15 protein-coding genes are annotated in these 24,932 nt (G+C 46.4%); 13 read left to right on the top strand and 2 right to left on the bottom strand.

Features of this window, described 5'->3' with window-relative positions:
- The first annotated feature begins 52 nt into the window (after positions 1-52).
- The 3 genes from BP95_RS32325 to BP95_RS0108745 all read left to right on the top strand — a co-directional run bounded on the left by BP95_RS32325 (position 53) and on the right by BP95_RS0108745 (position 8,047).
- Entirely contained in the window at positions 53-4,777 is a 4,725-nt protein-coding gene (locus BP95_RS32325; RefSeq protein ID WP_081819839.1) for an S-layer homology domain-containing protein, read from the top strand.
- Between the two features lie 520 nt (positions 4,778-5,297).
- Positions 5,298-6,152, top strand: a complete 855-nt coding sequence (locus BP95_RS0108735; protein ID WP_021255454.1) for a hypothetical protein — start codon at positions 5,298-5,300, stop codon at positions 6,150-6,152.
- Positions 6,153-6,664: 512 nt separating this feature from the next.
- On the top strand, positions 6,665-8,047 hold the full coding sequence (locus BP95_RS0108745) for a branched-chain amino acid transporter BcaP (protein WP_021255452.1): 1,383 nt from the start codon (positions 6,665-6,667) through the stop codon (positions 8,045-8,047).
- Between the two features lie 83 nt (positions 8,048-8,130).
- Here BP95_RS0108745 and BP95_RS0108750 read toward each other — a convergent pair whose 3' ends face one another.
- Both BP95_RS0108750 and BP95_RS0108755 read right to left on the bottom strand, forming a co-directional pair.
- Positions 8,131-9,525 (bottom strand): tryptophanase, encoded by a 1,395-nt coding sequence (locus tag BP95_RS0108750; RefSeq protein ID WP_021255451.1) that lies wholly within the window; start codon positions 9,523-9,525, stop codon positions 8,131-8,133.
- Between the two features lie 157 nt (positions 9,526-9,682).
- Positions 9,683-10,957 carry a hypothetical protein gene (locus BP95_RS0108755; RefSeq protein WP_028531925.1) on the bottom strand — a complete coding sequence of 425 codons (1,275 nt, stop codon included), beginning with the start codon at positions 10,955-10,957 and terminating at the stop codon, positions 9,683-9,685.
- Between the two features lie 222 nt (positions 10,958-11,179).
- Between BP95_RS0108755 and BP95_RS0108760 the strand changes: the two genes are divergently transcribed.
- The 10 genes from BP95_RS0108760 to BP95_RS0108805 all read left to right on the top strand — a co-directional run bounded on the left by BP95_RS0108760 (position 11,180) and on the right by BP95_RS0108805 (position 24,781).
- Positions 11,180-12,829, top strand: a complete 1,650-nt coding sequence (locus tag BP95_RS0108760; protein WP_036666881.1) for a glycoside hydrolase family 19 protein — start codon at positions 11,180-11,182, stop codon at positions 12,827-12,829.
- A 298-nt stretch (positions 12,830-13,127) separates the two neighbouring features.
- Entirely contained in the window at positions 13,128-14,510 is a 1,383-nt protein-coding gene (locus BP95_RS0108765; protein WP_028531927.1) for a S41 family peptidase, read from the top strand.
- A 185-nt stretch (positions 14,511-14,695) separates the two neighbouring features.
- On the top strand, positions 14,696-15,157 hold the full coding sequence (locus tag BP95_RS0108770) for a GNAT family N-acetyltransferase (RefSeq protein ID WP_021255447.1): 462 nt from the start codon (positions 14,696-14,698) through the stop codon (positions 15,155-15,157).
- A gap of 161 nt (positions 15,158-15,318) precedes the next feature.
- The gene (locus BP95_RS0108775; RefSeq protein ID WP_021255446.1) at positions 15,319-16,995 is read left to right on the top strand and encodes a type 2 periplasmic-binding domain-containing protein; all 1,677 of its coding nucleotides are present in this window, start codon (positions 15,319-15,321) and stop codon (positions 16,993-16,995) included.
- A gap of 258 nt (positions 16,996-17,253) precedes the next feature.
- A complete protein-coding gene (locus BP95_RS0108780; protein ID WP_021255445.1) occupies positions 17,254-18,159 on the top strand; it encodes an ABC transporter permease in 906 nt (301 codons plus the stop codon).
- A gap of 21 nt (positions 18,160-18,180) precedes the next feature.
- On the top strand, positions 18,181-19,059 hold the full coding sequence (locus BP95_RS0108785) for a carbohydrate ABC transporter permease (RefSeq protein WP_021255444.1): 879 nt from the start codon (positions 18,181-18,183) through the stop codon (positions 19,057-19,059).
- 37 nt (positions 19,060-19,096) lie between these two features.
- Positions 19,097-20,827 (top strand): sensor histidine kinase, encoded by a 1,731-nt coding sequence (locus tag BP95_RS0108790; protein WP_028531930.1) that lies wholly within the window; start codon positions 19,097-19,099, stop codon positions 20,825-20,827.
- A 14-nt stretch (positions 20,828-20,841) separates the two neighbouring features.
- Positions 20,842-22,578: a response regulator transcription factor gene (locus BP95_RS0108795; RefSeq protein WP_028531931.1), complete on the top strand. Its 1,737-nt coding sequence runs from the start codon at positions 20,842-20,844 to the stop codon at positions 22,576-22,578.
- A 335-nt stretch (positions 22,579-22,913) separates the two neighbouring features.
- Positions 22,914-23,618: a hypothetical protein gene (locus tag BP95_RS0108800; RefSeq protein WP_028531932.1), complete on the top strand. Its 705-nt coding sequence runs from the start codon at positions 22,914-22,916 to the stop codon at positions 23,616-23,618.
- 218 nt (positions 23,619-23,836) lie between these two features.
- Positions 23,837-24,781 carry a VanZ family protein gene (locus BP95_RS0108805; protein WP_028531933.1) on the top strand — a complete coding sequence of 315 codons (945 nt, stop codon included), beginning with the start codon at positions 23,837-23,839 and terminating at the stop codon, positions 24,779-24,781.
- The last annotated feature ends 151 nt before the right edge of the window (positions 24,782-24,932 follow it).

Below are 24,932 nucleotides of genomic sequence, written 5' to 3' on the forward strand. Positions count from 1 at the left end.
GACAAACGTAACGCGTAACGATGAACAACAAGCTTTGGTTGGGAGGAATGAGATGAAGCGGTCAAGTAAGAATGTAGTGGTCTTCATGCTAGTCGTGCTAGCAACTTGGATGCTGACACCCTATTATGCAATGGCTTACGACGATGCTAGCAATGCTGTCATGCTCGATGTTGTACAGGAGGGAAATTCGATCCACCAAGACACTCCTTCGGTTGTTGATGCCACTTATGGTGGAGAGCAGCTCAAATCTGCATCCATGCCTACTGTCATTGATGTTACTTACTATGGAGCGAAGCCGAATTCGCAGGAGGATGCGGCATCTCCCGTCCAGCGGGCGATTGCTGTTGCGGCGGCTATGGATGGCCCTGTGATTCTTAACTTCCCGGAAGGCAGATATGATTTTTATGCGGAAGATGCGGAGAAGCGACCCTATTACATTTCCAATACAGCTTCCGAGAGCGAGAATCCAGATGTAACGAAGACGATTGGCTTGCTGCTTAAGGATATGAAGAACGTAACGGTTGAAGGCAATGGGTCATTGTTTATGCTGCGTGGGAAAATGACGACCTTTATCATCGATCAAAGCGAAGATATTGAGATTCGCAATGTACGCGTTGATTATGAACGGCCGACGATGTCGGAAGTGAAGGTGCTGGAGATCGGCAGTGACTATATGGATGTCGAGGTTAACCAGGATTCCCTATATGAGATTCGTGGTGGTCAGGTCTATTGGGTGAGCGAACCGAATAAGGCTGGGGCGCGTTATTGGGAATTCAAGGACGGAATCGCCCAAGAGTTTGATCCGGATCAAAATATTACATGGAGGACAGGCAATCCCGTATCCAGCGCGACAAGCGTGCAGGAGTTGAAGGCCAATACACTGCGGCTAAATTATAATCAGGCTCCGAATACAGCGGTAGGGCATGTATTTCAAATTCGAGACGGGGTTCGCAGTCAGGTAGGCTCCTTCATTCATAAGAGCAAAAATGTCACGTGGAAGCATGTTACGATGCACTATACGCATGGACTAGGTATCATTGGACAGTTCAGCGAGAACCTGACATTCGAGGACATGACGTTCGCACCGCGCGCAGAAACGGGACGTACCGCGACCGGATTCGCTGATTTCATCCAGGCATCAGGCGTGAAAGGCAAGCTAAAGATTATGAACAGTACCTTCCGAGGGGCTCATGATGATGTCATTAATGTGCATGGGACTCATCTCGAAGTGGTGCGCAAGCCGGCATCGAATCAGATCGTCGTTCGCTTCATGCATCATCAGACGTATGGATTCGAGGCGTTCTTCCCTGGTGATGCGATCGAGTTCATCGATAACAGAACCCTTACATCTGTAGGCAGCGGTAAGGTCGCTCAGGCAGCCCGGATCAACGACCGTGAAATTACCCTCACCCTTGAAGAGGATGTACCTTCGAGTATTGGAACAGGCGTTGTAATCGAGAATGCTACCTGGGCGCCAGAGGTCGAAATTAAAGGAAATCACTTCTCGCGCATTCCGACGCGAGGAATTCTTCTATCCACGCGCGGCAAATCCATCATTGAAGACAATGTGTTCGAGCGCATGCAGATGAGCGGAATCCTCATCGCTAGCGATGCGCAAACCTGGTACGAATCCGGGATGGTTCAAGATGTAACGATTCGCAATAATACGTTCATCGAGAACGGGAATCCGGTGATTCAGATTCATCCGGAGAATACGAAGTATGCAGGGCCTGTGCATCGCAATATCAACATTGAAGGCAATACGTTTCAGATGCTAGACAATACCGTACTGTTCGCTAAGAGCACGGACGGCATTCGTTTCTCCGACAACAAGATTACGAGAACGCACCCCAACATGAACCCCAATGAGCAAGCCGCATTCCACCTCTTAGAGAGCAATCATATTTCAATAGAAGGCAATCAATTCGAAGGCGAAGGTGTAAATCGAACCGTTCTTCTGGACAGGACGCCTGCGGATGAGGTCACAATCTCCCCAGAGCAGCAGTTGCATGTGAATGATAAGGGAGTGCTGAAGAGTATTTCGATTGCAGCGGGCAACGACCAGATGACAGTGAAGGCAACAGCTTCAAGCGAGGCGACGCAGTACAATGGTGATGCCAAATACGCGATCGACGGCAATCCATCGACGTTCTGGCACAGCCAATGGGTTCCGTACGCACCACTTCCGCAATCGATTACGCTTGAGCTCGGCATGAAATCAGTCGTTAGTGGTTTAAGCTATCTTCCGAGACAGGAAGGGTATAACGGGAACATCACTGCTTATAAAATATATGCAAGTACAGATGGAGCGCAGTTTACTGAAATCGCGAGCGGCAGCTGGTCGTCCGATTCTTTGGAGAAATCAGCAGCATTCCAACCTGTGATAGCTTCGTTCATCAAGCTGGAGGCTACTGAAGGCGTCGGCGGCTTCGCATCGGCAGCGGAGGTTCAATTAGAGAGCCGAGTGGAGCGGGATTATACAGTTGGGCAGAGCTTTCAATTAGGGGTAAGAGGCACGACGGTTGGCGGTTATGCCGCAGATCTGACGAAGGCGGTCATTACCTACTCGAGCGACAACCGGGCCATTGCCCAAATCGATAACAACGGTGTTGTGACGGGCTTGCAAGCCGGAACGGCTAACCTTACAGCGACCGTAAATTTACGTGGAAATGTGGCGGAACAGACGATTCCTGTGACGTTCAAGCCGCAGCAGGGAACTCCTGTGGAGCGAATTATCGTAACAGGTCACAATGGGATGCAAGAGATTACGGCTCCATTCGATACGCTGCTCATGCAGGCGAAGCTTGAACCGCAGCATGCTGATAAGCAGGCGGTTGAATGGAGGGCGTACAATCCAGGCACGAAACAAGCCTCGCACGTCGCCGCGATTGACAGCAATGGCCTGTTAACAGCGAAGGCTAACGGGATTGTTGAGGTTCGTGCTGAAGCAACCGATGGATCAGGTGTGTATGGCAAAGCGCTCATTGCAGTAAGCGGCCAACTGACACTCAATTCCGTATGGACATGGATCAGGGAAAATAAAGAGGCTTGGGCGCTTGATGCCGAGCACAACAGCATGAAGATCAAGACAGAGAAAGGGAATCTGTGGAGGGACGCCAATTCGAATAAGAATATACTTCTTTATGCGCCATCTACCAAAGATGTTACGTTGATTACGCGGTTGACCTTCAAGCCGACGAAGGCGTATGCCGAGGGAGGATTGCTGCTCTACGGCGATGATGATAACTACTTCTATGTGGCCAGAAAGAACCATCCGGGCTATGGAGGAGCGATATTTTCCGTTATTTCAGAGTCGAATGGAGCTCCGCAAGAGCAGGTGACGGCAGATCGGATTCAGAGCGATACGGTATATCTAAAAGTAACAAAGGAAGGCAATCGGTATGCGGGCTACTATAGCACGGATCTTACGACATGGACGCAAATAGGGGGTGCATATGAAAATGCAACGATTGCGAATCTCCATGTCGGATTGTTCGCCAATAATGCAGGCGGAAGCCCAGGTGAGTATGGGGATACTGCTGAATTCCAAGACTTCCGACTGAACGATAGCATCGTACCGTTCACAGGCTATGCCCTTGATCCGACTTCGTTGAACGACACGATCACGCTAGCGAACAAGATCTATCATGCAGCGAAGGCTGGAACTGAACCGGGGCAATATCCGCAGAAGGTCATTGATGAGCTGCGAGCTGCTATCGAAGCAGCTGCTAAGGTTGCTCATGATGCAGGAGCGACGCAGCAAGAAGTGAACAGAGAGGCAGTAACCTTGATGGAGGCTCTTGATACGTTTCATAGCGGCGTCATTCCGGGGAAAATTACAGCAATTCGCATGAACGCTCGACTCCTTACGGACTTTGCGCCAGAGAAGACATCCTATCATATCGAATTGCCCGTAGGGACGGCAGAAGTGCCTATTGTCAGCGCGGAGGCCAATGATCCACGCTTGCGGGTAAGCGTCATTCAAGCCTTGGAGCTGCCGGGAACGGCTGTGATTCGAGTCATGAATGAGGATTTCAAATTACTGCGCAGCTACTCGCTCCATTTTAAGACGGCGACGGTTCCCGAACCGGGTTCCCCATCCGGAGGATCTTCTGGAGGTTCTTCTTCCAGTGGATCTAACGGAGCGTCTACTGGCAGCAGCGGAGCAAATAACGGTTCAGGCAATCAAACGGGTACAGGTGAAGGGTCTGCCAGTGGTTCGACCGGGACGAAGAAAATCGCCCTCAAGGATATTTCCGGGCACTGGGCCCAAGCTGCGATTGAGCAGGCTGTAGCACAGGGGATCGTTACTGGATATGTAGACGCTACCTTCCGTCCGAATGAGCGGGTCACGCGGGCCGAATTCGCGGCAATGCTTAGTCGGGCATTGAAGTTGGATGGGATTGGTTCGAAGATACTGGATTTCACCGATCTAGACAAGATTCCAGTCTGGGCTCGGCCATACGTGGCGAGTACGGTCACTGCGGACATTATTACGGGGTATCCGGATCATACCTTCCGTGCAAGCCATCCGATCAGCCGTACGGAGATGATCGTGATGATCGTTCGTACATTAGGACTGAAGGCAGATTCGCAAGCCCAGCTTCCATTCGCTGATGCGGATCAGATACCTCTGTGGGCCAGGGAGCATGTATCCGCAGCATATGCGGTAGGTTTTATTCGCGGTCAGCAGGGCAACAAGCTGGCTCCGAATAACCCGGCAACGAGAGGGGAAGCGGTAACTTTACTTGTTAAGGCTATATCAAGTAAACACTAGCTGTTCGCGTATTGCATGCAAGCCGGATCTATTTTAAATAGTAGTGTTAATAGATGAAGAAGCAGCCTTTTAATCTTAGAAGGCTGCTTCTTTTTTTGATATGCGATTCCACGGCTACTTCTCATATTGCTAAGCATTTTCATCTATCATCATATCTATCAGGCACTATTTTTAAAAATTTGATTTAGCAGAATGCATAAAAATCGGGTACTTTTTGGCGGAATCGCAGTGGGGACAAGGCATTGCGGCAGAAGCGACGCACATCGTTGATTTAGAGATATATGGGCTATTACAGGAGGAGTATATCGTTCTAGCATAAATGAATGATTCGGGATTCTCTTACAGATTCTCGAATTTCTTGCATGTCTGATAATGTGCGATTATTTGGAAATAAGTAGTTTACAATGCGCGAGAATCGATCTATTATTGTCTCAAATGGATATAACTAGCATATTAAGACGTGATAAACTCCATTTCGTTTTAATTGAAAAAACGAATCTATGTAATGGAGGAAATGGAAATGAAAAAGAAAATGTTCACGTTATTGCTCGCTATTTTGGTGTTCGCCGCCGTTCCGATTACAGCATTCGCATCAGGTGCGATGGTTGAGAGAATTACGAACAGTGCAGGCTATAAAGCCGCGCAAACGTGGTTCAAAATGCCGGATTCGATGTACGTTGCGCCAGAGACGTACCCATCCGTATTTTGGACATTCGATACAGTCGCGCCGAATGGCACTTATTATAACTTGGATTTCGGATTGCAATATGCGAACGGAGGCTGGAGATTTCAATACTTTGGGGGTGCTACCCAAGGCGGCGTAGCACGAAATGGCACGACCTTCAATACTTGGTCAAGTGCATACGGCTCAAATTCATGCTCAATCAGCAGCCCTTGTGCCAGCACTACATACGGCCATAGTCCGACGGTATTAAGTTATCAGCCCGGCCAAACAATTCGCTTGGACGTCAATTTCGTGACGCTGTATGGCGCGAATGCAGGGGCAGGCGTGCAGGTCGATATCTATAATACTTCGAACAACCTGCTGGCTCAAGCCGTAATCCCGATCGAGCAGGGATTTAAGGACGGAGCCGAAACCAAGGGAGCGAGATTCAACCGGCAATTCAATATGGTAACGACTGCCCATCACCCCGATCAATACAAGAACAATGGCTCGTATGCATATAATGCGAAATTTTTGAACGCTTCCCTTGTGACGACGTCTGGAAGTTGGGTGAGCATGACGCCATATAATAGTTCTGCCATTGTGAAGTTCGAAGGATTCGACTCGATGAGCACAGACGGAAAGATATTCCACTGGTCGGAGCTTGCTAATAGTTATGTCCACGATAATATCGGATATAGCTTCAGGTAATGTCCTGGACGCTTCGGGAGATCGACAATCTAGCGTCAAGAAAGAATGAAAGAGGGCACTTACGATCTATATCAGAAAAGCAAAAAGAAGCGGCTTTCTATAGCAGAGATGGAAGGCAGCTTCTTTTTTTTTGTTATATTCGAATCAATGACGCTACATCTCCCATTGCTAGCATTTTCAGTATATCTATCAGGCATTTTTTCAGAAAAATTTGTTCTGGATCATATGCATAAAAATTGGTAATATTGGATAATGATAAATAACTTTGTTCTGCTTTGGACTACATGAATGCTTAATATCTTCTCCTACAGTACAAACCTCGCCGTCGATTCTCAGGGAAAGGAAGAACGGTTAGCTTAGCAATAATTACCTATATCTCAGGATTCAATAGACATGTTAAAATCGTTCTTAACCTAAACATAGATAGCATAAAAATTGGTATGGGATGTAAATGTTTTCAATAATTACTGATTGTGTTTGCTTTTGCGTACCAGAGCATAGGGGGAATAATATTGAATAAGCTTTTCCGAAAGAAGTCATTGAGCCTCATGCTTGCGCAGAGCGAGAAAAAAGAATTGGCACGGGCGATGTCTTTACTCGATTTGATTTTTCTTGGCGTAGGCTGCGTGATCGGGACAGGGATTTTCGTCGTTACGGGCGTCGTGGCGGCAGAATCTTCGGGGCCAGCGATCATGCTATCATTTGTTATCGCGGGTATTGCCTGCGCGCTTGCTGCATTTTGCTATGCGGAGTTCTCCTCGGCAGTGCCCGTCTCGGGAAGCGTATATACATTTACGTATGCAACATTGGGAGAATTGCTAGCTTTCCTTATCGGCTGGGATCTCATGCTCGAATATGTAATCGCGGTTTCCGCAGTCGCTACGGGATGGTCTGCGTACTTTCAATCTCTGCTTGCGGGCTTTAACCTGCCGATTCCAGACATTATATCCTCTGCTCCTAGTATGGGGAAAGGCGGCCTTATTGATTTGCCGGCGGTTCTCATCATTTTGGCAATCACAGCGCTCGTCAGTAAAGGAGTCAAGGAAAGCATTAAGTTCAACACGGTCATGGTGTTCGTGAAATTAGCTATTATCTTGCTGTTTATCGCAGTCGGAATATGGTATGTAAAGCCTGATAACTGGACGCCGTTCATGCCTTTTGGATTTAGTGGCGTGATGACAGGGGCGGCTACTGTGTTTTTCGCCTATATTGGGTTCGATATCATCGCTACGGCATCGGAAGAAGTGGAAAACCCAAAAAGAGCATTGCCAATCGGGATCATCGTATCTCTGCTCATTTGTACGATTTTATATATTACGGTATCCGGGGTATTAACCGGGATGATTCCATATACCATGCTCAATGTCGGTGCGCCGGTTGCATTAGCATTGGAATCCGTAGGGCAGAACTCGATAGCGGGGATCATATCAATCGGAGCGGTATTTGGCATTACGACCGTAATCCTTGCCATGATTTATGCACAAGTCCGCTTATCGTTCGCTATGAGTCGTGACGGCTTGTTGCCGAAAATGTTCTCGCAAGTGAATGCCAAGACCAAAACTCCAATCGGCAACACATGGTTAACCGGGTTCGTTGCGGCAGGCATTGCAGGCTTTGTTGATCTAACCACGCTCGCGCATTTGGTGAATATGGGGACATTGGCTGCGTTTACATTAATCTCGGTCGCTATCATTGTCTTGCGCAAGAAGTTTCCTGAATTGCAGGCTTCATTCCGTGTTCCGTTCGTACCCGTGCTCCCTATCATTAGTGCGCTGCTTTGCCTGTACCTTGCATCCAGCTTGCCTTTCATGACATGGATCTCATTTATGATATGGATCAGCATTGGCACGATTATATACTTTATGTATTCGCGTAAGCACAGTAATCTGAATTAGTAAATCATATGTTATGTCGCAAAAGAAGCAGCCTTCTATCCAGAAAGCTGCTTCTTCACTATGCCAATTTTGGATGGCATATGTCAGTGGGACAGGGCTTCTGTCTTGACGGGTCGAAGGCGCGCAGTGAAATGCCGCAATATCGGCGGTTCGTAGGTGAATTCTAATCCTGTTAGTGTTCCTGCCCGATCCTTGATTGCAATCAAGGCATCCGCAATGACATCCATATGGTTATTCGTATAGACACGGCGCGGAATCGTCAAGCGCAGCAATTCAAGCTTGCTCTCCAATTGCTCGCCAGTCGCAGCGTCACGTCCCAGCAGAAAGGAACCGATCTCAACCCCCCGTATCCCTGCTTCAAGATATAGCTCATTCGCCAGCACCTGGGCCGGGAATTGGGCCGCGGAAATATGCGGCAGCATCTTCTTCGCGTCTACGAAGACGGCATGGCCGCCCGTTGGCGTCTGGAACGGGATTCCGCCTTCCTCGAGGCGACTGCCGAGATATTCGATCTGGCCGATGCGATAAGCAAGATACTGCTCGTCGATGCCTTCGCGCAGCCCGCGGGCAAGAGCTTCCATATCGCGGCCGGTCAAGCCGCCGTAGGTCGGAAAGCCCTCCATCGGCACTGTCATCGAACGCGCTTGCGTAAATAAGGTTTCATCCTCTTTAAAGGCTAGCAAGCCGCCGATATTGACAAGTCCATCCTTTTTAGCGCTCATCGTGAATCCTTCGCCATAAGAGAACATTTCACGGACGATATCAATAATCTCTTTATCTTCATAGCCTTGCTCGCGCTTCTTGATAAAGTACGCATTCTCGGCATAACGCGCGGCATCAAAGAAAACGCGAATCCCGTTCTGCTTCGCAATGGCGGATACCTCACGGATATTTTCCATGGATACGGGCTGGCCGCCGGCGCTGTTGTTCGTCACGGTAATAAGAATAAATGCGATATTTTCTGCTCCTTTTTCAGCGAGCGCATGGCGCAGCTTATCCACATCAAAGTTTCCTTTGAACGGGTAAGGCGTCGTCGTGTCATAGGCTTGTTCGGTAACAAGATCAACCGCAATCCCGCCAGCCAGATCGACATGCGCACGCGTTGTATCGAAATGCCAATTGCTAAGGACATACTGTCCTTTTTGAATAAGCAGCGGAAACAGCACCTTCTCGGCACCTCGCCCCTGATGCATGGGAATTACATGCTGATAGCCAGTAATCTGTTGTACCGCGTCGCACAGATGATAATAGTTGCGGCTGCCTGCGTACGATTCGTCGCCCAGCATCAGGCCTGCCCATTGGTTGTCGCTCATCGCGGTCGTACCGCTATCGGTCAACAGATCGATATACACTTCGTCCCCGCGCAGCAGGAATGGATTATATCCCGCCCGTTCAAGCGCCTTTTCCCGTTCTTCCCGTGAGATCATGTTCAACGGCTCCACCATTTTGATTTTAAACGGCTCTGCGAATCGCGCCATTCCAACACCTCCGTCATTGAAAAGTTTTTATTCAACGTACAGCTTGGAAGTCCTCCCACATATATCCAATATTTTGAAATCAATTTCATTATACTGGTAAAGTATAATGCTTTCAATCAGAGGATCCCCGGCACGATTCGGGCAGAGTGTTCGCTGTTTATATGTTGTTCAACTCCATAATCTCGCCATTTGCAGCATTAACCGCATAAGCACAGTCTAATTTTCCGCATAATACATACTTCTTCTGTTCAGGATGATACACGTAGACCGGCGTAAGCTTAATGAATCCCTTTTTCTTCAGCTTCACATAGGCTTCATCCTGACTAATGACAACCCCATCTGCTTCCTGAAAATCATCGAGCATTTCGATAAATGGCAGGTTGTCCATTGCATTTACAGTCACAAAGCGCTGCGCATCAATGAACAGAACCAGCTTGCGCTGGAATACGCGCTTGCTCGGCGTTTGCTCCCGCAATATCGCTTCTATATATCCCCGATGACGATGCAAGGTTTTTAACACCCATTGTCCGGAGTCGTTCGGGTAAAGTTGGCTCATTCCCTCAACAACCGCTGCGACCGCCTTCTCTTGCTCTGCTCCGGTAATCGGGAAGGAGTCGGGATGCGGCTCACTCGATACCACTTGTTCGACGGTGACCGTCTCCCGCCACTCGATGTCCACCTTTTCCAAAGGCTGTGTGCTGGCCTGTTCCCATTCAATGACCTTATCGATATTCAGCCGCGAACCCGCATGGATTATGAATTCGAACGGAAAGACGGAAGCTCCGTCGTTCGTCACATAAATCTCCTCGATCCCATAGAGCGGAAGAAGGCATTGTTCCTCGTACACCGGATATTCGAGCAGCTTCAGTTGCTCCTTAGCTAGCGGCTCGACTTGTTCAATTGAGAGAGAGAACGTTTCTTTTTGAATCAATGACTTGGAAGCATAGAATCCATACTTGGAATACTGTACGAGCTTGTTGGCTTCATCGATGTGGATCTCGATACGTCCGCCAGGAGACAGAGGGGTTCCGTCGACGCATTCATGGAAGATATATTGGCCATTCTGGTGGTGAGAGAGCTGAAACTGCTTGCCATAGACGAGTTCGGTATCTCTCTCGATCCACGCAATGATCTCTTCTAAGCCGATGTTTGGATAAGAGGGGCTGTTCGCATACGATTTCCCCTGTACAAATATGACACTCGTATATTGACCAGCAGTCAGGTCATAGGAAATAACGGCTGTACCTTCGGGATTTGTATCTTCATCAACAGACTCCTTCACATAGGGCGGATACCACTCCATGCTGAGATAGTAGGTCGTCTCATTGAATAGATTCACTTCCCGGTACAATTCTTGCGTGTGCAAGCGGTATTTCTCTAACCCGAACTTATGCTGTGTGGCATGGATGATTTCTTGTATATTAATAGTCATTCATGTTAACTCCTCTAAATGTTGTTGCTTGATATCATACCATTTTCAATATAAAAGTAGGTGAATGCAGCATAAGTGAAAGTGAGAAAGTTATAGCGCTAATAAGATAGTATCAGAATCAAGATTCGACAAAGGAATGGTTCGCTGTACCTATTGAGAGAAGTAGATGCAATTTCCTATACTAAAGTCGTTATCAATAACAAATTGGATAGGAGGCGTATAATGAATCGCAACTTCCCGTTCTCGCACAAGCTTCTGCTCAAAAGTTTAAGCGCTGTTCTTGGTGCGGCAATTCTCACAGTAGCGCCACTAGGATCATCTTCTACAGCTTATGCGGCAAGCAGCACGAATTCGTCTCAAGTACAAGCTTGGCAGACCAACAAGGCTTACTCTGCAGGTGATATTGTATCCCATCAAGGCAAGATTTATGAAGCGAAGTGGTGGTCCTACAATAGCAGACCTGATGCAAAAGTAACGAACGAATGGGACACCTCATGGAAGTTATTGAAGGACAACAACGAAGATACTACACCTCCTACCGCTCCAACGAATCTCGTATCAACCGAGCAATCCTCCACCTTTATTACACTTACTTGGACAGCTTCAACAGACAATGCAGCCATTTCTCATTATGATGTTCTCCGAAACGGTGCCAAAGTAGGCAGCATCATCGCCAAGAAATTCACAGACTATGAATTGGAAGCGGATACAGGATATCAATACGTCATTCGCGCTGTGGATACATCAGGCAACTATACGGATAGTTCAGCGATAAGCGCAGCAACGAAGGGTGGTGGCGGCCCGGTCACTGACATTGGCGTAGGAGAGAGTCGTGTGCTGACCGACGACCAGATTAGTCAGCTGTGGAATGGCATTAATCCTTCCTTCCTGCCGGATGCGGCTGCAGCGGAGGTGCAAGCAGCCATTCCGAAGGCGGAATATGAGTCCACGTTCCCACTGCGCTACGGTACACCGGAATGGGATGCAAAAGCGAAGGGCAACTACTATTACAAGCCGAACCAGTCCGACTATTATTCCTATGACAATCTCGTAGCAGCAGTACGCGAGATTGCGAATATTAAGTATAAGGAAGTCGTCCGCGAGGGCTATCCGAACGTGAAGCAAATTTACCGCCTGGACAAGCAGGCGAAGACCGAAACCTTGCTCTTCCAAGCGCCAGACTTCAATGATGCCAGTCATTCGAATTTGCCGAAGCTGACGCGGATCGTGGATTTCGGCAGTTTCCTGGGTGAGGGGAGCAGTAATGACCGCAAGCGTGAGCTTGCTGGGTTCCTAGCGAACATCGCTCATGAGACAGGCGGCGGCTGGTCTACGGCACCAGGCGGCGAGCTGCGCTGGGCGCTGTTCTTCAATGAAGAGCTAGGCTTCGTCAATACGGACAAAATCGGCTATGTAGATGAGGACAACCTGTTCTGGAAGCCAGTACCGGGCAAGTCCTATCATGGGCGCGGTCCGATTCAGCTTAGCTGGAACTATAACTATGGCTTGATTAGCTCCATTGTATATCGCGATCCTAGTGTACTGTTGAACGATCCAGACAAGATTACAGCAGATGGGAAGCTCGGCTTCATTACGGGGCTGCTCTTCTGGTTGACCCCACAGGATCCGAAGCCTTCCAACCATGACATCATGACAGGGCAATGGACGCCTACGGCAGATCAGTTGGCGAAGGGGCTCGTGCCGGGATTCGGGGCCACCATTATGGTCATCAACGGCGGTCAAGAAGCGAATTTGCCGGAGACGGCTGATCCAGTACGCCGTCGCGTTGCGCACTATCGTGATCTGACGACACGCATGGGTACGAACATTGATGGTGAGAAGCTGGATACAGCGGGCATGCAGCCATTTTAATTTGGAAATAGCGAGCCACAATTTAAGAAGCTGTCTGACGGGTGGAGATTTCTACTTGTTGGGCAGCTTTTTGTATTTTTTTGCAGCTAATGAAATCCATGTGATGTAGAAATGACTTATAGCACGGGAGTATTACCAATTTATTCAAATGAAAACGTTCGATTGTATGATATATTGTTGTTTGTATCTTCCTTATATAGCTAAATTATTGAGGAGTGTCGAAATGATGGGGAAACGTGACTGCATATAATAAATAGCTCAGGTATATAGGAAACTTAGGGAAGAGGGTCGATAACATATGAAAATGCGATTAGTAGGGTTTCTATTATTTATCGCCATTATCGGGATTGTGATTGTTACGGCACTAACGTGGAATGATAGCGTTACGGAAAAGGCGATTAGCAAGAAAGAAAAGCAGCTTCATGAACCTGCGGTTCTAACGAAGGAGCAGCAAAAAGCGATCAAAGACATCGAATTTTTGTATAACAAAATTGCGGACACACATCCCGCCACCGCGAATGGAATACCAGAGGAACTGAAGGCCCAATACGAACAAGTATTGAAGGAAATTAAAGAAAAGAAAGATCAGATATATCGCAAAGATATTTACTTCTGGGGACATTCCGTTATTGCTCAACTGCATGATGCCAATTCAGGGTTTGTAACCAATTTAAGCTTTCGAAAGCGCAACATTCCCATTCTATATAAATGGTATGAGAATGGAGTGTATATCTACCACAGTAATGAGGAAGATTTGAAGGTTGGAGATAAAATCATTTCTATTGGCGACAGAACAGTCGAAGAGTTGGCCCAAGAACTTAGCAAATATATCCCTAGTGATAATGAGATGTTTTTGCTCGCTTCGTTGGAGATATCACCCCTATTGGCTGAAGAGGTGTATTTGGAGAAGTTAGGTTTGATTGAAAATAAAGATTATGTTGTCTATACCATCATGAGGGATGGGAAAAAGCTGCGGCAGCCGATTAGGTTGCAGGTGAAGCCTGTTTCAGTGGGATATCCTTCGAATTATTCTCAAAATATAGCTAAAGATAAAAACATAGCTCTATTAAAAATGAATATGCTGAAGTCAGATGATGTGTATGATGCTGAATTAAAAAAGTTCTTCTCTTCTGTTAAGCACAATCAAATCGAAAATGTCGTGCTAGACCTCCGTGATCATAAATTCGCTGGGAATCCGAATGCTATCGTGAAACTGCTCCAATATGTGAATGTGCAGCACTATCAATCCTTTGGGGTAACGCATAATTCACAAGTGGCGAACAGTGGAGGGAACATGGAAGGAATGGCAGAAATAATACGTTCAACACAGAATAATAATGTTCATAAAGAGCTTGTATTTAAAGGGAAACTGTATGTACTTACCTCCAAAAATACATATGGCGGAGCATCATTGATGGCGGCGATTTTGCAAGATAATAAGATTGGGCAGGTGATTGGCGAAACGCCTGGAGGAAATGCGAATGCATACATTGCTTCCGTAAAATTCGATCTGCCAAACAGTAAATTTTCCATGTATTTGTCAAGTAGACAACTCGAAAGACCGGATGCTTCCAAAGGAGCAGCGCTTGTCCCTGATTATGTGGTGCCGTCAACCTACAACAAAACAAAACATGTGGATGAGCAGCTCGCCTTTGTCGAACAACTCGTGAACAAAAAATAAATAATGCGTACACTTGTCCCCAACGCTTCCATGCGTCTGGGGATTTTCATTGCAATGGGCTAGAAAAGTGGAGTCTGAACAAACGTGAATAGGTGATTCGAAGCTTCCGCCCATGGATCTTGTCAGGTACAATGAATGCAGCAGCACTTCACAACAATTACCATTCATAAAAGGGGAGACAAGGGATGGTGTATATACGCCAAGCCGCAGTGCAGGATGTTCGTATACTTAGTGAGCTTGCTTATGCATCCAAGGCGTACTGGGGTTATGATGAAGCATTTATGGAAGCTTGCCGGGAGGACTTGACGATTACCGAGGCGCACCTTACAGCCGCTCAATTATTTGTCGTCGAGGAGAATCGGCAGATCCAAGGATTCATTGCGCTCGAACAGGAACTTTCTCAGCGGGATAGGGGGTTAGTAACCTATTTGTTCATTCATCCGAATGCCATCGGTCGCGGATATGGACAAGCGTTATGGAACCGCATGGTCGATGCTGCTAGGGATTCGGGAATACGCGCGGTGCTCGTACATAGCGATCCGCATGCGGAGCCTTTTTACGTACGAATGGGGGCTAGACGAATTGGGGAAGTCGCTTCGACGGTATTCCCTGACAGGCATCTGCCTGTACTAGAAACCATAGTCTAAGATTCCATTTAGATGGATGCGGAACAACGGGCGACAAATCATGTGCACCACAACAGTTGTATATAGAAGTAAAGACCAGTATATGGAATGCCCTTCGAACTGTATCTACAATAAGAAGTGGGTCTTCAATACACATATTAGGAGGGTCAGACGTGAAAAGAATGCGGAATATGTTACTAGCACTTACGCTTATCTTGAGTCTCGTCGCAACAGCTTGCACAAGCAAGACAGCTGAAACTTCTCAGCCAACAACGGATAAACCAGCAGAAAATACAACAGCAGAGAAACCAGCTGAAAAACCAGAAAACACAGTAATTGAAGCATCTACGGTTCGTGCGAAGGATCCGTATTTGAAATTTGATGCAGGTGAAACGTACGACAAGAACGCTGTATATGACGCTTATGAAAAAGACGTTGGCGTTAAAATTACAAATAAATGGATCGTAGACGGTGTCGTAAGTGGGCCTCAGTTCCAGGAGAAGCTCAAGATGGCAATTGCAACTGACGATTTGCCAGACTTCTTCCCAGCTACACCAGCTCAATTACAGCAGTTGATTGAAGCAGATATGATTCAGGACTTGACTGAAATATATGACAAATACGCAACGGATGAAACGAAAGAATTCTTGATGCGTGATGGCGGATTGCAGATGAAATCCGGTACATTTGATGGTAAGTTGATGGGGATTCCAGAGTCAGGAACTGCGTTCACGCCTCAATTCGTATGGGTGCGTACGGACTGGCTGAAGCAGCTGAACCTGCCTGAGCCGAAAACGCTGCAAGACCTGATTAAAATTATGGAAACGTTTACAGCTAAGGATCCAGGAGGCACTGGAAAGTCATATGGTCTGGCATTGAATAAGGAATTTTATGAACCTACAGGTGCACTTGGTCTCACTGGATTCATGAATGGATACCACGCTTACTTGAATCAATGGATCGACGATGGTAAGGGCGGATTGATGTTCAGTGATATTCAGCCTGAAATGAAAGAAGCACTTCGCTCGTTGCAAGATATGTTCAAGAAGGGGCTAATTGATCCAGAATTTGCAGTTAAGGACATGATGAAGGAATCTGAAATGATCTTCAATAACCAAATTGGTGTACTCTACGGCCCAGAGTGGACTCCTGCGCATTTAGCTCAAGGTGCGGTTAAGGATGGCAAGGTTGTTCAAGAATGGAAGCCATTCCGCCTTCTCTCCATTGATGGTACGGAAGCATCCACGCAAATTGAGCTGGGAACGGAGAAATATAACGTTGTCTCTAAGAAAGCGAAGAATCCGGAGGCTATGGTTAAATTGTTGAACCAATGGATCGCAATTGATAGTCACCCGACGGAAGAACAGAAGGTATACGAGTACGGCAAGAGCATGAAGGAGAGCGGAAATAACTATTGGCAGCTCAGCCCGGTTATGGCGTTCAACCAAGCAAGCGATAATGGTTCCGTATTGCCTAAGGCAATTGAAACGAAGGATGAGAGCTTGCTGAAGACGAAAGACCAGAAGACACGTTATGCTCGTGCGATGAAATATGTAAATGGTGAAGATATTTCAATGTGGTGGGAAATGCTTATCTCTGGTCCAAACGGAGCAGTCTCAAATGTACCATACATGAAGGAGCACAACCTGTTCCATCGTAATAAATTCTATGGTGCACCGACACCAACAATGGTGGAAAAACGTGAGCTTTTGAAGCGTAAACGCGACGAGCTCTTCATTAAGATCATCATGAACCAAGTACCTATCGACGAATTTGATAAATTTGTTGAGGATTGGAAGAAACTCGGTGGCGATGACATGACGAAGGAAGTAAACGAATGGTACGCATCAAATAAATAATTTCACAGGGAGAGCGGAGTATGTTCCGCTCTCTTTTTTTTCTGCGTCAGGCACCGTAAATGATTGCAAATACGCTCACCGGGAAGTGATTCTATTAGATTAAAGCATAAAGGAGATGTGGAATCGCAACAGTTGTATATAGAAGTAAAGACCAGTATATGGTATGGGATTTGCCCTGAGACTACAATGAAGATAGTTCTTATTAGATATGAGGTACTCTCTTCTTTATAAATTATAACTACAAGTAGGTGGAGCTGAATGAATCAATTATCTCGGATGTGGAAGCGTGAATGGCAGCTGCATTTGATGCTCATTCCCGCACTGATTCTTATCATTGTGTTTAGTTACATTCCGATGGCGGGCATTATGATGGCATTCCAGAAGTATATCCCGACGAAGGGATTAATGGGATCGCCATTCGTGGGATGGAAGAACTTTAAGTTCCTGCTGGATTACCCAGATGTCGGACGCATATTCTTCAATACGATATATATCGCGTCGATGAAAATTATCGCAGGTTTGATTGTTCCCATCACGATTGCGATTCTCCTGAACGAGCTACGAAAGGAATGGGTGAAGCGGACGTTCCAGACCTTGGTCTACTTGCCGCACTTCTTATCTTGGGTCTTGCTTAGCGGTATAGTCATAGATGTACTGTCTCCGTCTACCGGGGTTTTAAATCAATTGCTGGGGTTGTTTGGCATAAAGCCTATCTTCTTCTTGGGGGACAATAATTGGTTCCCTTATATCATGGTCGTTACAGACGTATGGAAGGAATTTGGCTTCGGGACGATCATTTATTTGGCGGCACTTACAGGCATTAATCCAGCGTTGTATGAGGCTGCAGAGATTGATGGGGCTGGACGTTGGAAGCAGACCTTATATGTTACCTTGCCGGGTATGCTGCCGATTATCGTACTCATGCTTACGCTCAGTATCGGTAACGTATTGAATGCTGGATTTGACCAAATCTTTAACTTGTATAGCCCGCAGGTATATGAGAGCGGAGATATTATCGATACGTTCGTCTATCGAATGGGTGTCGTGGAATCGCAGTATGGATTTGCCACAGCAGTTGGACTGCTGAAGTCAGCTGTTTCCTTTATTCTGATTTCCGTTTCATATGTCATGGCCTATCGCTTCGCCAATTACCGCATATTCTAGTCAAGGAGGACGATCTTCGTTATGAAAAAGTCGTTAGGCCGACAAGTCTTTCTCGGATTCAATGTTCTATTTCTAGCTCTCATTTCGATACTATGCCTCATGCCACTTGTTCATATATTAGCCGTATCATTCAGTTCAGGTTCTGCGGCATCTGCAGGCAAGGTCATGCTCTGGCCGGTGGAGTTCACGACTGCGGCGTATCAGAACGTATTCGGCAGACCAGAGTACTTGCGAGCTTTCTGGGTTACGGTTGAGCGTTCCGTATTAGGTACGGCCTTCAGCATGTTCTTAACGATCATGACCGCATACCCATTATCCAAAGAAACTTCACAGTTCCGGATGCGAACGATTTATGTATGGATATTCGTATTCACCATTCTGTTCAATGGTGGCTTAATTCCATGGTATATGACCGTGAAAGCCGTTGGTATTATGGATACGATCTGGGCTTTGATACTTCCAAATGCAGTTCAAGTATTCAATATCATTCTGTTGCTTAACTTCTATCGCGGCTTACCGAAGGAGCTGGAGGAATCGTCGAAGATTGATGGTGCAGGGCATTTCACAACCTTGTGGAAAATCTACGCCCCGCTATCGGTTCCGGCATTGGCAACAACGGGACTCTTTACGGTGGTATGGCATTGGAATAGTTGGTTCGACGGTATGCTGTTGATGAGTCATCCTGAGAAATATCCATTGCAAACGTTCCTGCAGTCGATCATTATAAAGATGGATCTGCGTTACCTGAAGCCTGAAGAAATTGAATTAATGCAGAAGCTGTCTGACCGTACAAGTAAGGCAGCTCAGATCTTCGTTGCTGCATTCCCAATTCTAATTATATATCCATTCTTACAGCGATTCTTCATTAAAGGAATTGTAATGGGAAGTGTCAAAGAATAATAGTAGCCGAAACCTCCAAATGTAGGGAGAAAATACGATGAAACTATTATTCCGCTTAAAAGACTCTTCCATCTTCATGAAGATCATGGCTGTATTTCTAATCGTATTGCTCCCCCTCATGATGATTACGTTATTCATCAATGAGCGGGGAGCTAATAGCATTCAGCTTGAAGTATCGCGTTCTACCTTAAATACGACAAGCTTCTACCTCGACTCGCTCGATAAGGAAGTCGAACGAATTATCCGTTACTTGCCGAATTATGTAACGGACAACGATTTACTGGAGTTAGCTGCACTAGGGACGGACTTGACCGCCTACGAGCGGGCCAACAACATTACGCTTATTCAGAAGCGATTGGAGCTCATGAAGAATTCGAGTCCGTTTATCCGCGAAGCCAAGGCATACGTACCGAAAATTGATCGTACGCTGCTCAGTCAGCAATATGATACGACGCTCAATCGAGAGGAATTTGCTGCCATGCAGCATGAGAGTCCTTTCTACAGCAAGCCGTTCATATACTGGAACGATCGACTGTTTATTACCCTGCAATACCCGACGACTACTTTCAAGGATCCAATCTATTTGGTCGGTGCAGAGCTGTCCGTTAGGAAGATCAAGGAAGCACTTGATCAGATTGCGGGCTCTCTGAATGGAGAGACGATGCTGCTGAATGTGGAGCACGAATGGGATATTCGCAGCAATGAGCAATCGACACTGTACGATTCAATGAAGGAGTTTATTCAACAGAAATGGAAGGAAGAGAAGCAAGAAGGCTACGATATCGTAGAGTATGATGGGGAGCGGTATTTGACGGTTTACAAATACTCCGCTGTATGGAGTTCTTACTCTGTGACCTGCATACCGGAATCAACCGTTCTGGGGCCGATTCAGAAGTATCGGCAATGGTTCTGGTGGGCATGTGGATTGGCTGTGGTGGCAGCGCTCTTTTTCTCTTACTCCTTAATGAAGCTCATGTATCGACCGCTCATGAAGCTCATTCATGCGTTCAGGCGGGTGAAGCAACTGAACCTAACGCCGGTCTCGATTGATCGCGGCCATGATGAGTTCGGATATTTGTATCAGGCGTTCAATGATACCGTGCACTCGTTGAAAACACTCATTGAACAGAACTACGAGCAGCAAATTCGAAGCCAGCGCTCGGAACTGAAGCGGCTTCAATCACAAATCAATCCCCATTTCTTGTACAATTGCTTCTTTGTACTGTGCCGGCTTATTAAGTCGGAGGACAAAGAGAAGGCATACCAATTCTGCTTGTATATCGGCGAGTATTTTCATTTCATTACCCGGAACGATGAAGATGAAATTCCGCTAGAGATGGAAGTGAAGCATTCCTCGACCTATGTAGAGATGCAATCGATCTGCTACGGGGATCGGATTCAAGTGTTCCTCGACATCGAGAGCCAGCCAATACGCGTACCGCGTCTTGTGCTGCAGCCGATCATTGAGAATGCCTATAAGTATGCATTCGGCAATATGCGCGGAGCAGGAGAGTTGTGGGTGCACAGCGAACAGGTTGAAGATGGAGTTGTGATCAGTGTCGAAGATAATGGAGATGACTTAGACGATGAGAAGCTGAATGAGCTTTGCAATCGCCTTGCCAATTGTACCAATCACATCGATGAGACGACAGGGCTAATTAATGTACACAGACGGATACAGCTTCGCTACGGAGATTCATATGGATTGAAATTGTCGCGTTCTGAACTTGGCGGACTGAAGGTACGTATACATCTGGGGCTTGAATAAAGGAGGAGATCGGCATGCGACGAATGCTCATCGTAGACGACTTGCCTATTATTGTAGATGGTTTGCTAGAGTTATTTCAGGGCATAGAACATCTTGAGCTCGATATTTTGAAAGCGTATTCGGGTGAAGAGGCATTAGATATGATGCGCAGGTCCGCTTCGCCCATAGATATTGTTATCTCTGATATTAAAATGCCTGGCCTGGAAGGGATTGAGCTGCTTCAAAATATTAAGCAGAGTTGGCCGAACTGTAAAGTGATTTTCTTGACGGGCTATAATGACTTCCACTATGTCCAGAGTGCTATGGTTCTTGGCGGATTCGATTATATCTTGAAAATTGAGAGCGATGAGAAGATTGTTGCTGCCGTTGAACGGGCCATTGCTCAGCTTAACAAGGAATGTGAGCAGATGCGCAGGCTGGAGCAGGCGCATTATCGGATGCGGCAGGCGCTGCCGCTGCTGCAGAGAGAATATGTGTGGGAGCTTCTAGAGGGCAAGGCGGAGATGCTGAGAGGGATTGAACGTCATTTTCAAGAATATGATATTCCGCTGCGCGCGGATCTACCTGTCATGATGGTGGTTGGCAAGGTGGATGCTTGGAAGAATTCCTTCAGTTCACTTGATAAATCCTTATTGCTGTATGGCGTTCAGAATATCGTCGAGGAGTATGTCACCCCGTATATGGAATGCTTCTCCTGCCCATTCGAGCATTCCAAGCTTGTATGGCTGCTGCAGCCGCGAATGACGCAAGACGGCAATCATAGCTATTCCTACTCCAGTTATGAGTCTCATGAAGGTGTGATGTCCGAGTCGGAAGTGTGGAAGTCATCACAGGCTCGCCTGAACGGAGTCATGGGCATGATTCAACAGACCTGTCAGCGCCTTCTGCAAGTAACGGTATCCTTCGCACTCAGCAGTACATCGACGGAATGGGCAAGTGTGGCGGAACGATTCCAGATGCTAAAGTATTGCTTCGTGTCAGGGGAGCGGCTGCCTAAAGAAGTTATTTTGACGGATTCCGATATTCTGCAAATGCAAGAGTGCGGGAACGGTACGGATACGCAAGATTACTTTCAACATAACCGAATTCAACTGCTGCTGAAATGTCTGGAGAACAATCATCGCAAGGAGTATTATGAATTGTTCCTGCGCATCACGAAGGATTGGAACAATGAGGAGGAGAGCAGCTATGCTCGGAAGATGGCGTTGTATCATTCCTTGTCGGCGCTGTTCCTATCCCATTTAGGAGAGAATCCGAAGTTGAAGCAAGAGGTCGGCGCGAAGATGGATATTAGTTTCTTGTACCAGAAGAAGGAGTCATTCACATGGCTCGATCTGAAAAAATATTTCTGGGAACTCGCTGATCTCATGTTCGAGCGGCAAGAAGGAAGAGAAGAACAGGTTCCGGGAGAACTGATCAAGCGAGTCCATCGGTACATTGCCAATAATTTAACCCATGATATCTCGCTGATTGCGATTGCGAACGAGGTAGGGTTGAATCCTTCCTACTTATCTAGACTATATAAGCAAATGACAGGCATCGGGATATCCGATTACATCAATGATTATCGCAATCTGCAGGCGAAGGAATGGCTGCTCAATACCTCGAAGAGGGTCAATGAGATCGCGTCCGCACTTGGTTATAATTCTGCACTGGCCTTTATTCGCTTCTTCAAGAAGCAGAATCAGATGACGCCGCTTGAATATCGGATGAAGCTGCAAGAGAAGAACGTCAGGGAGGGAATGTCCTGAGCCCTAGAGCTAGAGCGTAGAGAATGTCCAGCAGTGCGGCAAGTGAAGTTCGCAAGTTCGTAAATTCGCAGATTTGCAGATTCGCATTCGGATGCATGTTCATTTTTGCAAGTTCTCTAGACCTTCAGTCATGGCAAGCTTGGCTGGAGGTCTATTTCTTTTTGTTCTGCATTTCTTTTCCCACAATTAGGTTGGCCTCTCCATTGGATGTTATTTATAATGAGTGTTATATGCCTGTAAATGGCGGGCCATATGAATCGGAATGCCGTCTTTAGCGATATGAACTATACGGAATGTGATGGTTTGGTGTAATAGGTGATAGGAGGTTTAGCGGAATGAGGGGAAAGATCGGTTCTTTTTTGAAATTTTGCGGCGGTTTTCTCATATTTGCGCTTGTACTTAGTATCCTTGGGATGCTTATGGATCGATCTATGTTTCGGAAGGATTATCTAATGATATGTCTGCTTGTATTTCTTCTGCCTGGATTGGTGCTCCGAAAAATTGGAGGCAGTATGAAGAAAAAAGCAGATGAACGCGAGCAATTGCGACAGCTAGGGCTTAATCCGCCTAGCATGGCCTTCCAATCATTCCTGCGATTTGCAGGGGGATTTCTTATGTTCTTATATGGGATCGTATGGTTTGGTATGATCGTGAACTGGTCTACACAAGGAGATAAGTTCATGTTGGCAGCTATTTTTGCGCTTCTCTTTTTCACACCGGGGGTATTGCTCTGGTGGGCAGCATCAGGATTGGAGAAAAGGTCACGGGAACGCTTTAGAAGAGAGCATCTAGCCTATTTCGCACAGGAGCCTGTGCCAATGCCTTCGTATGCGCCAACAATTGAGGAGATCGTTGAGCTTCCTCCAGCACAGCCGATTCGTCGTGCAGAAATAGAAGCAGCAGCTAGTTCGATTGTACCACAGACTGCACCACAGCTGCCCAAAATGATTGCATGTTCTAGCTGCGGCGCACAAACGAGTGTATCTCCTAGCTCCACCTCAACTTGTGAGTATTGCGGTTCAACGGTGACTTATCGGTAATCTTATCGTGACGTAAGATAGCAGTCAGGGGATAAATTCCTTTGGCTGCTTTTATTTTATACAAGTAATTGAGGAGATTCATATACGGTAAAAAGTGATTTATCTCCGCTCCGTAAGTGACTAAATTGTCACCTTCACTGTCACTTGAAAGTCATTTTAGACAGATAACATGATATCCATCAGCATAGCTATGAAAATCGGCTATAAAGGAGTAAACCATGACTAAACAGCAGCGTAAGATTATGTTGGGAATAACCATATGCTATACATTTTTGATTCTTTATTTTATATTTCTAGCTTTCGGTAGAGTAGGTACCATAGATCAAAAGGATGGTTACACCTTTATTCTTATACCGGACAGTTTTTTTAGGCTGCCAAGTGTATCAGATCTTCTACATCCTACTCTGATGGACTTTGTGGCTATTGGAAACATTGCAGCTTTCATTCCTTTTGGCATATTGATTCCGTTGTTATATCGAACGAGTTTTATTCGATTCATTGCATTGTTCATCCTGTCCATTCTCGTGATTGAAACGATTCAGGCACTAACGTTGCTCGGCACCTTCGATATTAACGACGTAATTGAAAACTCATTAGGCGCAGCAATCGGATTCTGGGCGTACAAACTTGGCTTTCGTACAAATAATATCCGGAAAAGTATAGCTGCCACGGGCATTTTCATTGTTGTCCTTATGACTGTGGTTTGGGGGAGCTTCGGGATTGTTGACAAGGCGTTCACCCAAGAAATGGGTCCCTTTGTGGCGTTGAACGAACTGATAGACAGCACCGGAAATACATCAACGGGCACAAGACCATACAGTTTCAAAATTGGCGGTCAAACCGTAGAACCCAAATATAATGTGTATAGTATCGAAGGCAAAAATAGGGAAACGTATACGTATACGTTAGGCAATAAAGAGCTTTATCTTTCCTTGTTTTATGGAGTTCCCGATCAGAAGGAGTTGCAGGGGAGAGTAAGTGTGTCCGTTGATGGACATGAGTTCCTGTCTGCGTCTGGAGAACGCCATGAGCCGGAAATATTCACAGTTTATCTCGAAAAGGCCAATGAGCTGACGATAACCATTGAAGGAAATGAAACATTGTGGGATGTTGCTTTTAGAGAGATGAAATATTATTGGAGCTGGGAAAAGCGCGAGCAATAAGGCGAGATCCGAATGCTGTACAAGATAAGGTGAATCATGACTAGATTGTACATCGATAGAAGCTCGCCGATCTAAATAAGCAGCCAGGGGGACGAATCCCTTGGCTGCTTTAATTTATATGACGAATTGTATATAAAGTGCGACAGTTATC

The sequence above is a fragment of the Paenibacillus sp. UNC217MF genome, assembly GCF_000686865.1.
GTDB classification, from domain to species: Bacteria; Bacillota; Bacilli; order Paenibacillales; family Paenibacillaceae; genus Paenibacillus_B; species Paenibacillus_B suaedae.

Bases quoted from the DNA above. Each gene is read 5' to 3' on its own strand.
- BP95_RS0108800 (WP_028531932.1), top strand. From the start codon at position 22,914: ATGAGGGGAAAGATCGGTTCTTTTTTGAAATTTTGCGGCGGTTTTCTC.
- BP95_RS0108735 (WP_021255454.1), top strand. From the start codon at position 5,298: ATGAAAAAGAAAATGTTCACGTTATTGCTCGCTATTTTGGTGTTCGCC.
- BP95_RS32325 (WP_081819839.1), top strand. From the start codon at position 53: ATGAAGCGGTCAAGTAAGAATGTAGTGGTCTTCATGCTAGTCGTGCTA.
- BP95_RS0108785 (WP_021255444.1), top strand. From the start codon at position 18,181: ATGAAAAAGTCGTTAGGCCGACAAGTCTTTCTCGGATTCAATGTTCTA.
- BP95_RS0108765 (WP_028531927.1), top strand. From the start codon at position 13,128: ATGAAAATGCGATTAGTAGGGTTTCTATTATTTATCGCCATTATCGGG.
- BP95_RS0108790 (WP_028531930.1), top strand. From the start codon at position 19,097: ATGAAACTATTATTCCGCTTAAAAGACTCTTCCATCTTCATGAAGATC.
- BP95_RS0108780 (WP_021255445.1), top strand. From the start codon at position 17,254: ATGAATCAATTATCTCGGATGTGGAAGCGTGAATGGCAGCTGCATTTG.
- BP95_RS0108750 (WP_021255451.1), bottom strand. From the start codon at position 9,525: ATGGCGCGATTCGCAGAGCCGTTTAAAATCAAAATGGTGGAGCCGTTG.
- BP95_RS0108770 (WP_021255447.1), top strand. From the start codon at position 14,696: ATGGTGTATATACGCCAAGCCGCAGTGCAGGATGTTCGTATACTTAGT.
- BP95_RS0108805 (WP_028531933.1), top strand. From the start codon at position 23,837: ATGACTAAACAGCAGCGTAAGATTATGTTGGGAATAACCATATGCTAT.
- BP95_RS0108760 (WP_036666881.1), top strand. From the start codon at position 11,180: ATGAATCGCAACTTCCCGTTCTCGCACAAGCTTCTGCTCAAAAGTTTA.
- BP95_RS0108755 (WP_028531925.1), bottom strand. From the start codon at position 10,957: ATGACTATTAATATACAAGAAATCATCCATGCCACACAGCATAAGTTC.
- BP95_RS0108795 (WP_028531931.1), top strand. From the start codon at position 20,842: ATGCGACGAATGCTCATCGTAGACGACTTGCCTATTATTGTAGATGGT.
- BP95_RS0108775 (WP_021255446.1), top strand. From the start codon at position 15,319: ATGCGGAATATGTTACTAGCACTTACGCTTATCTTGAGTCTCGTCGCA.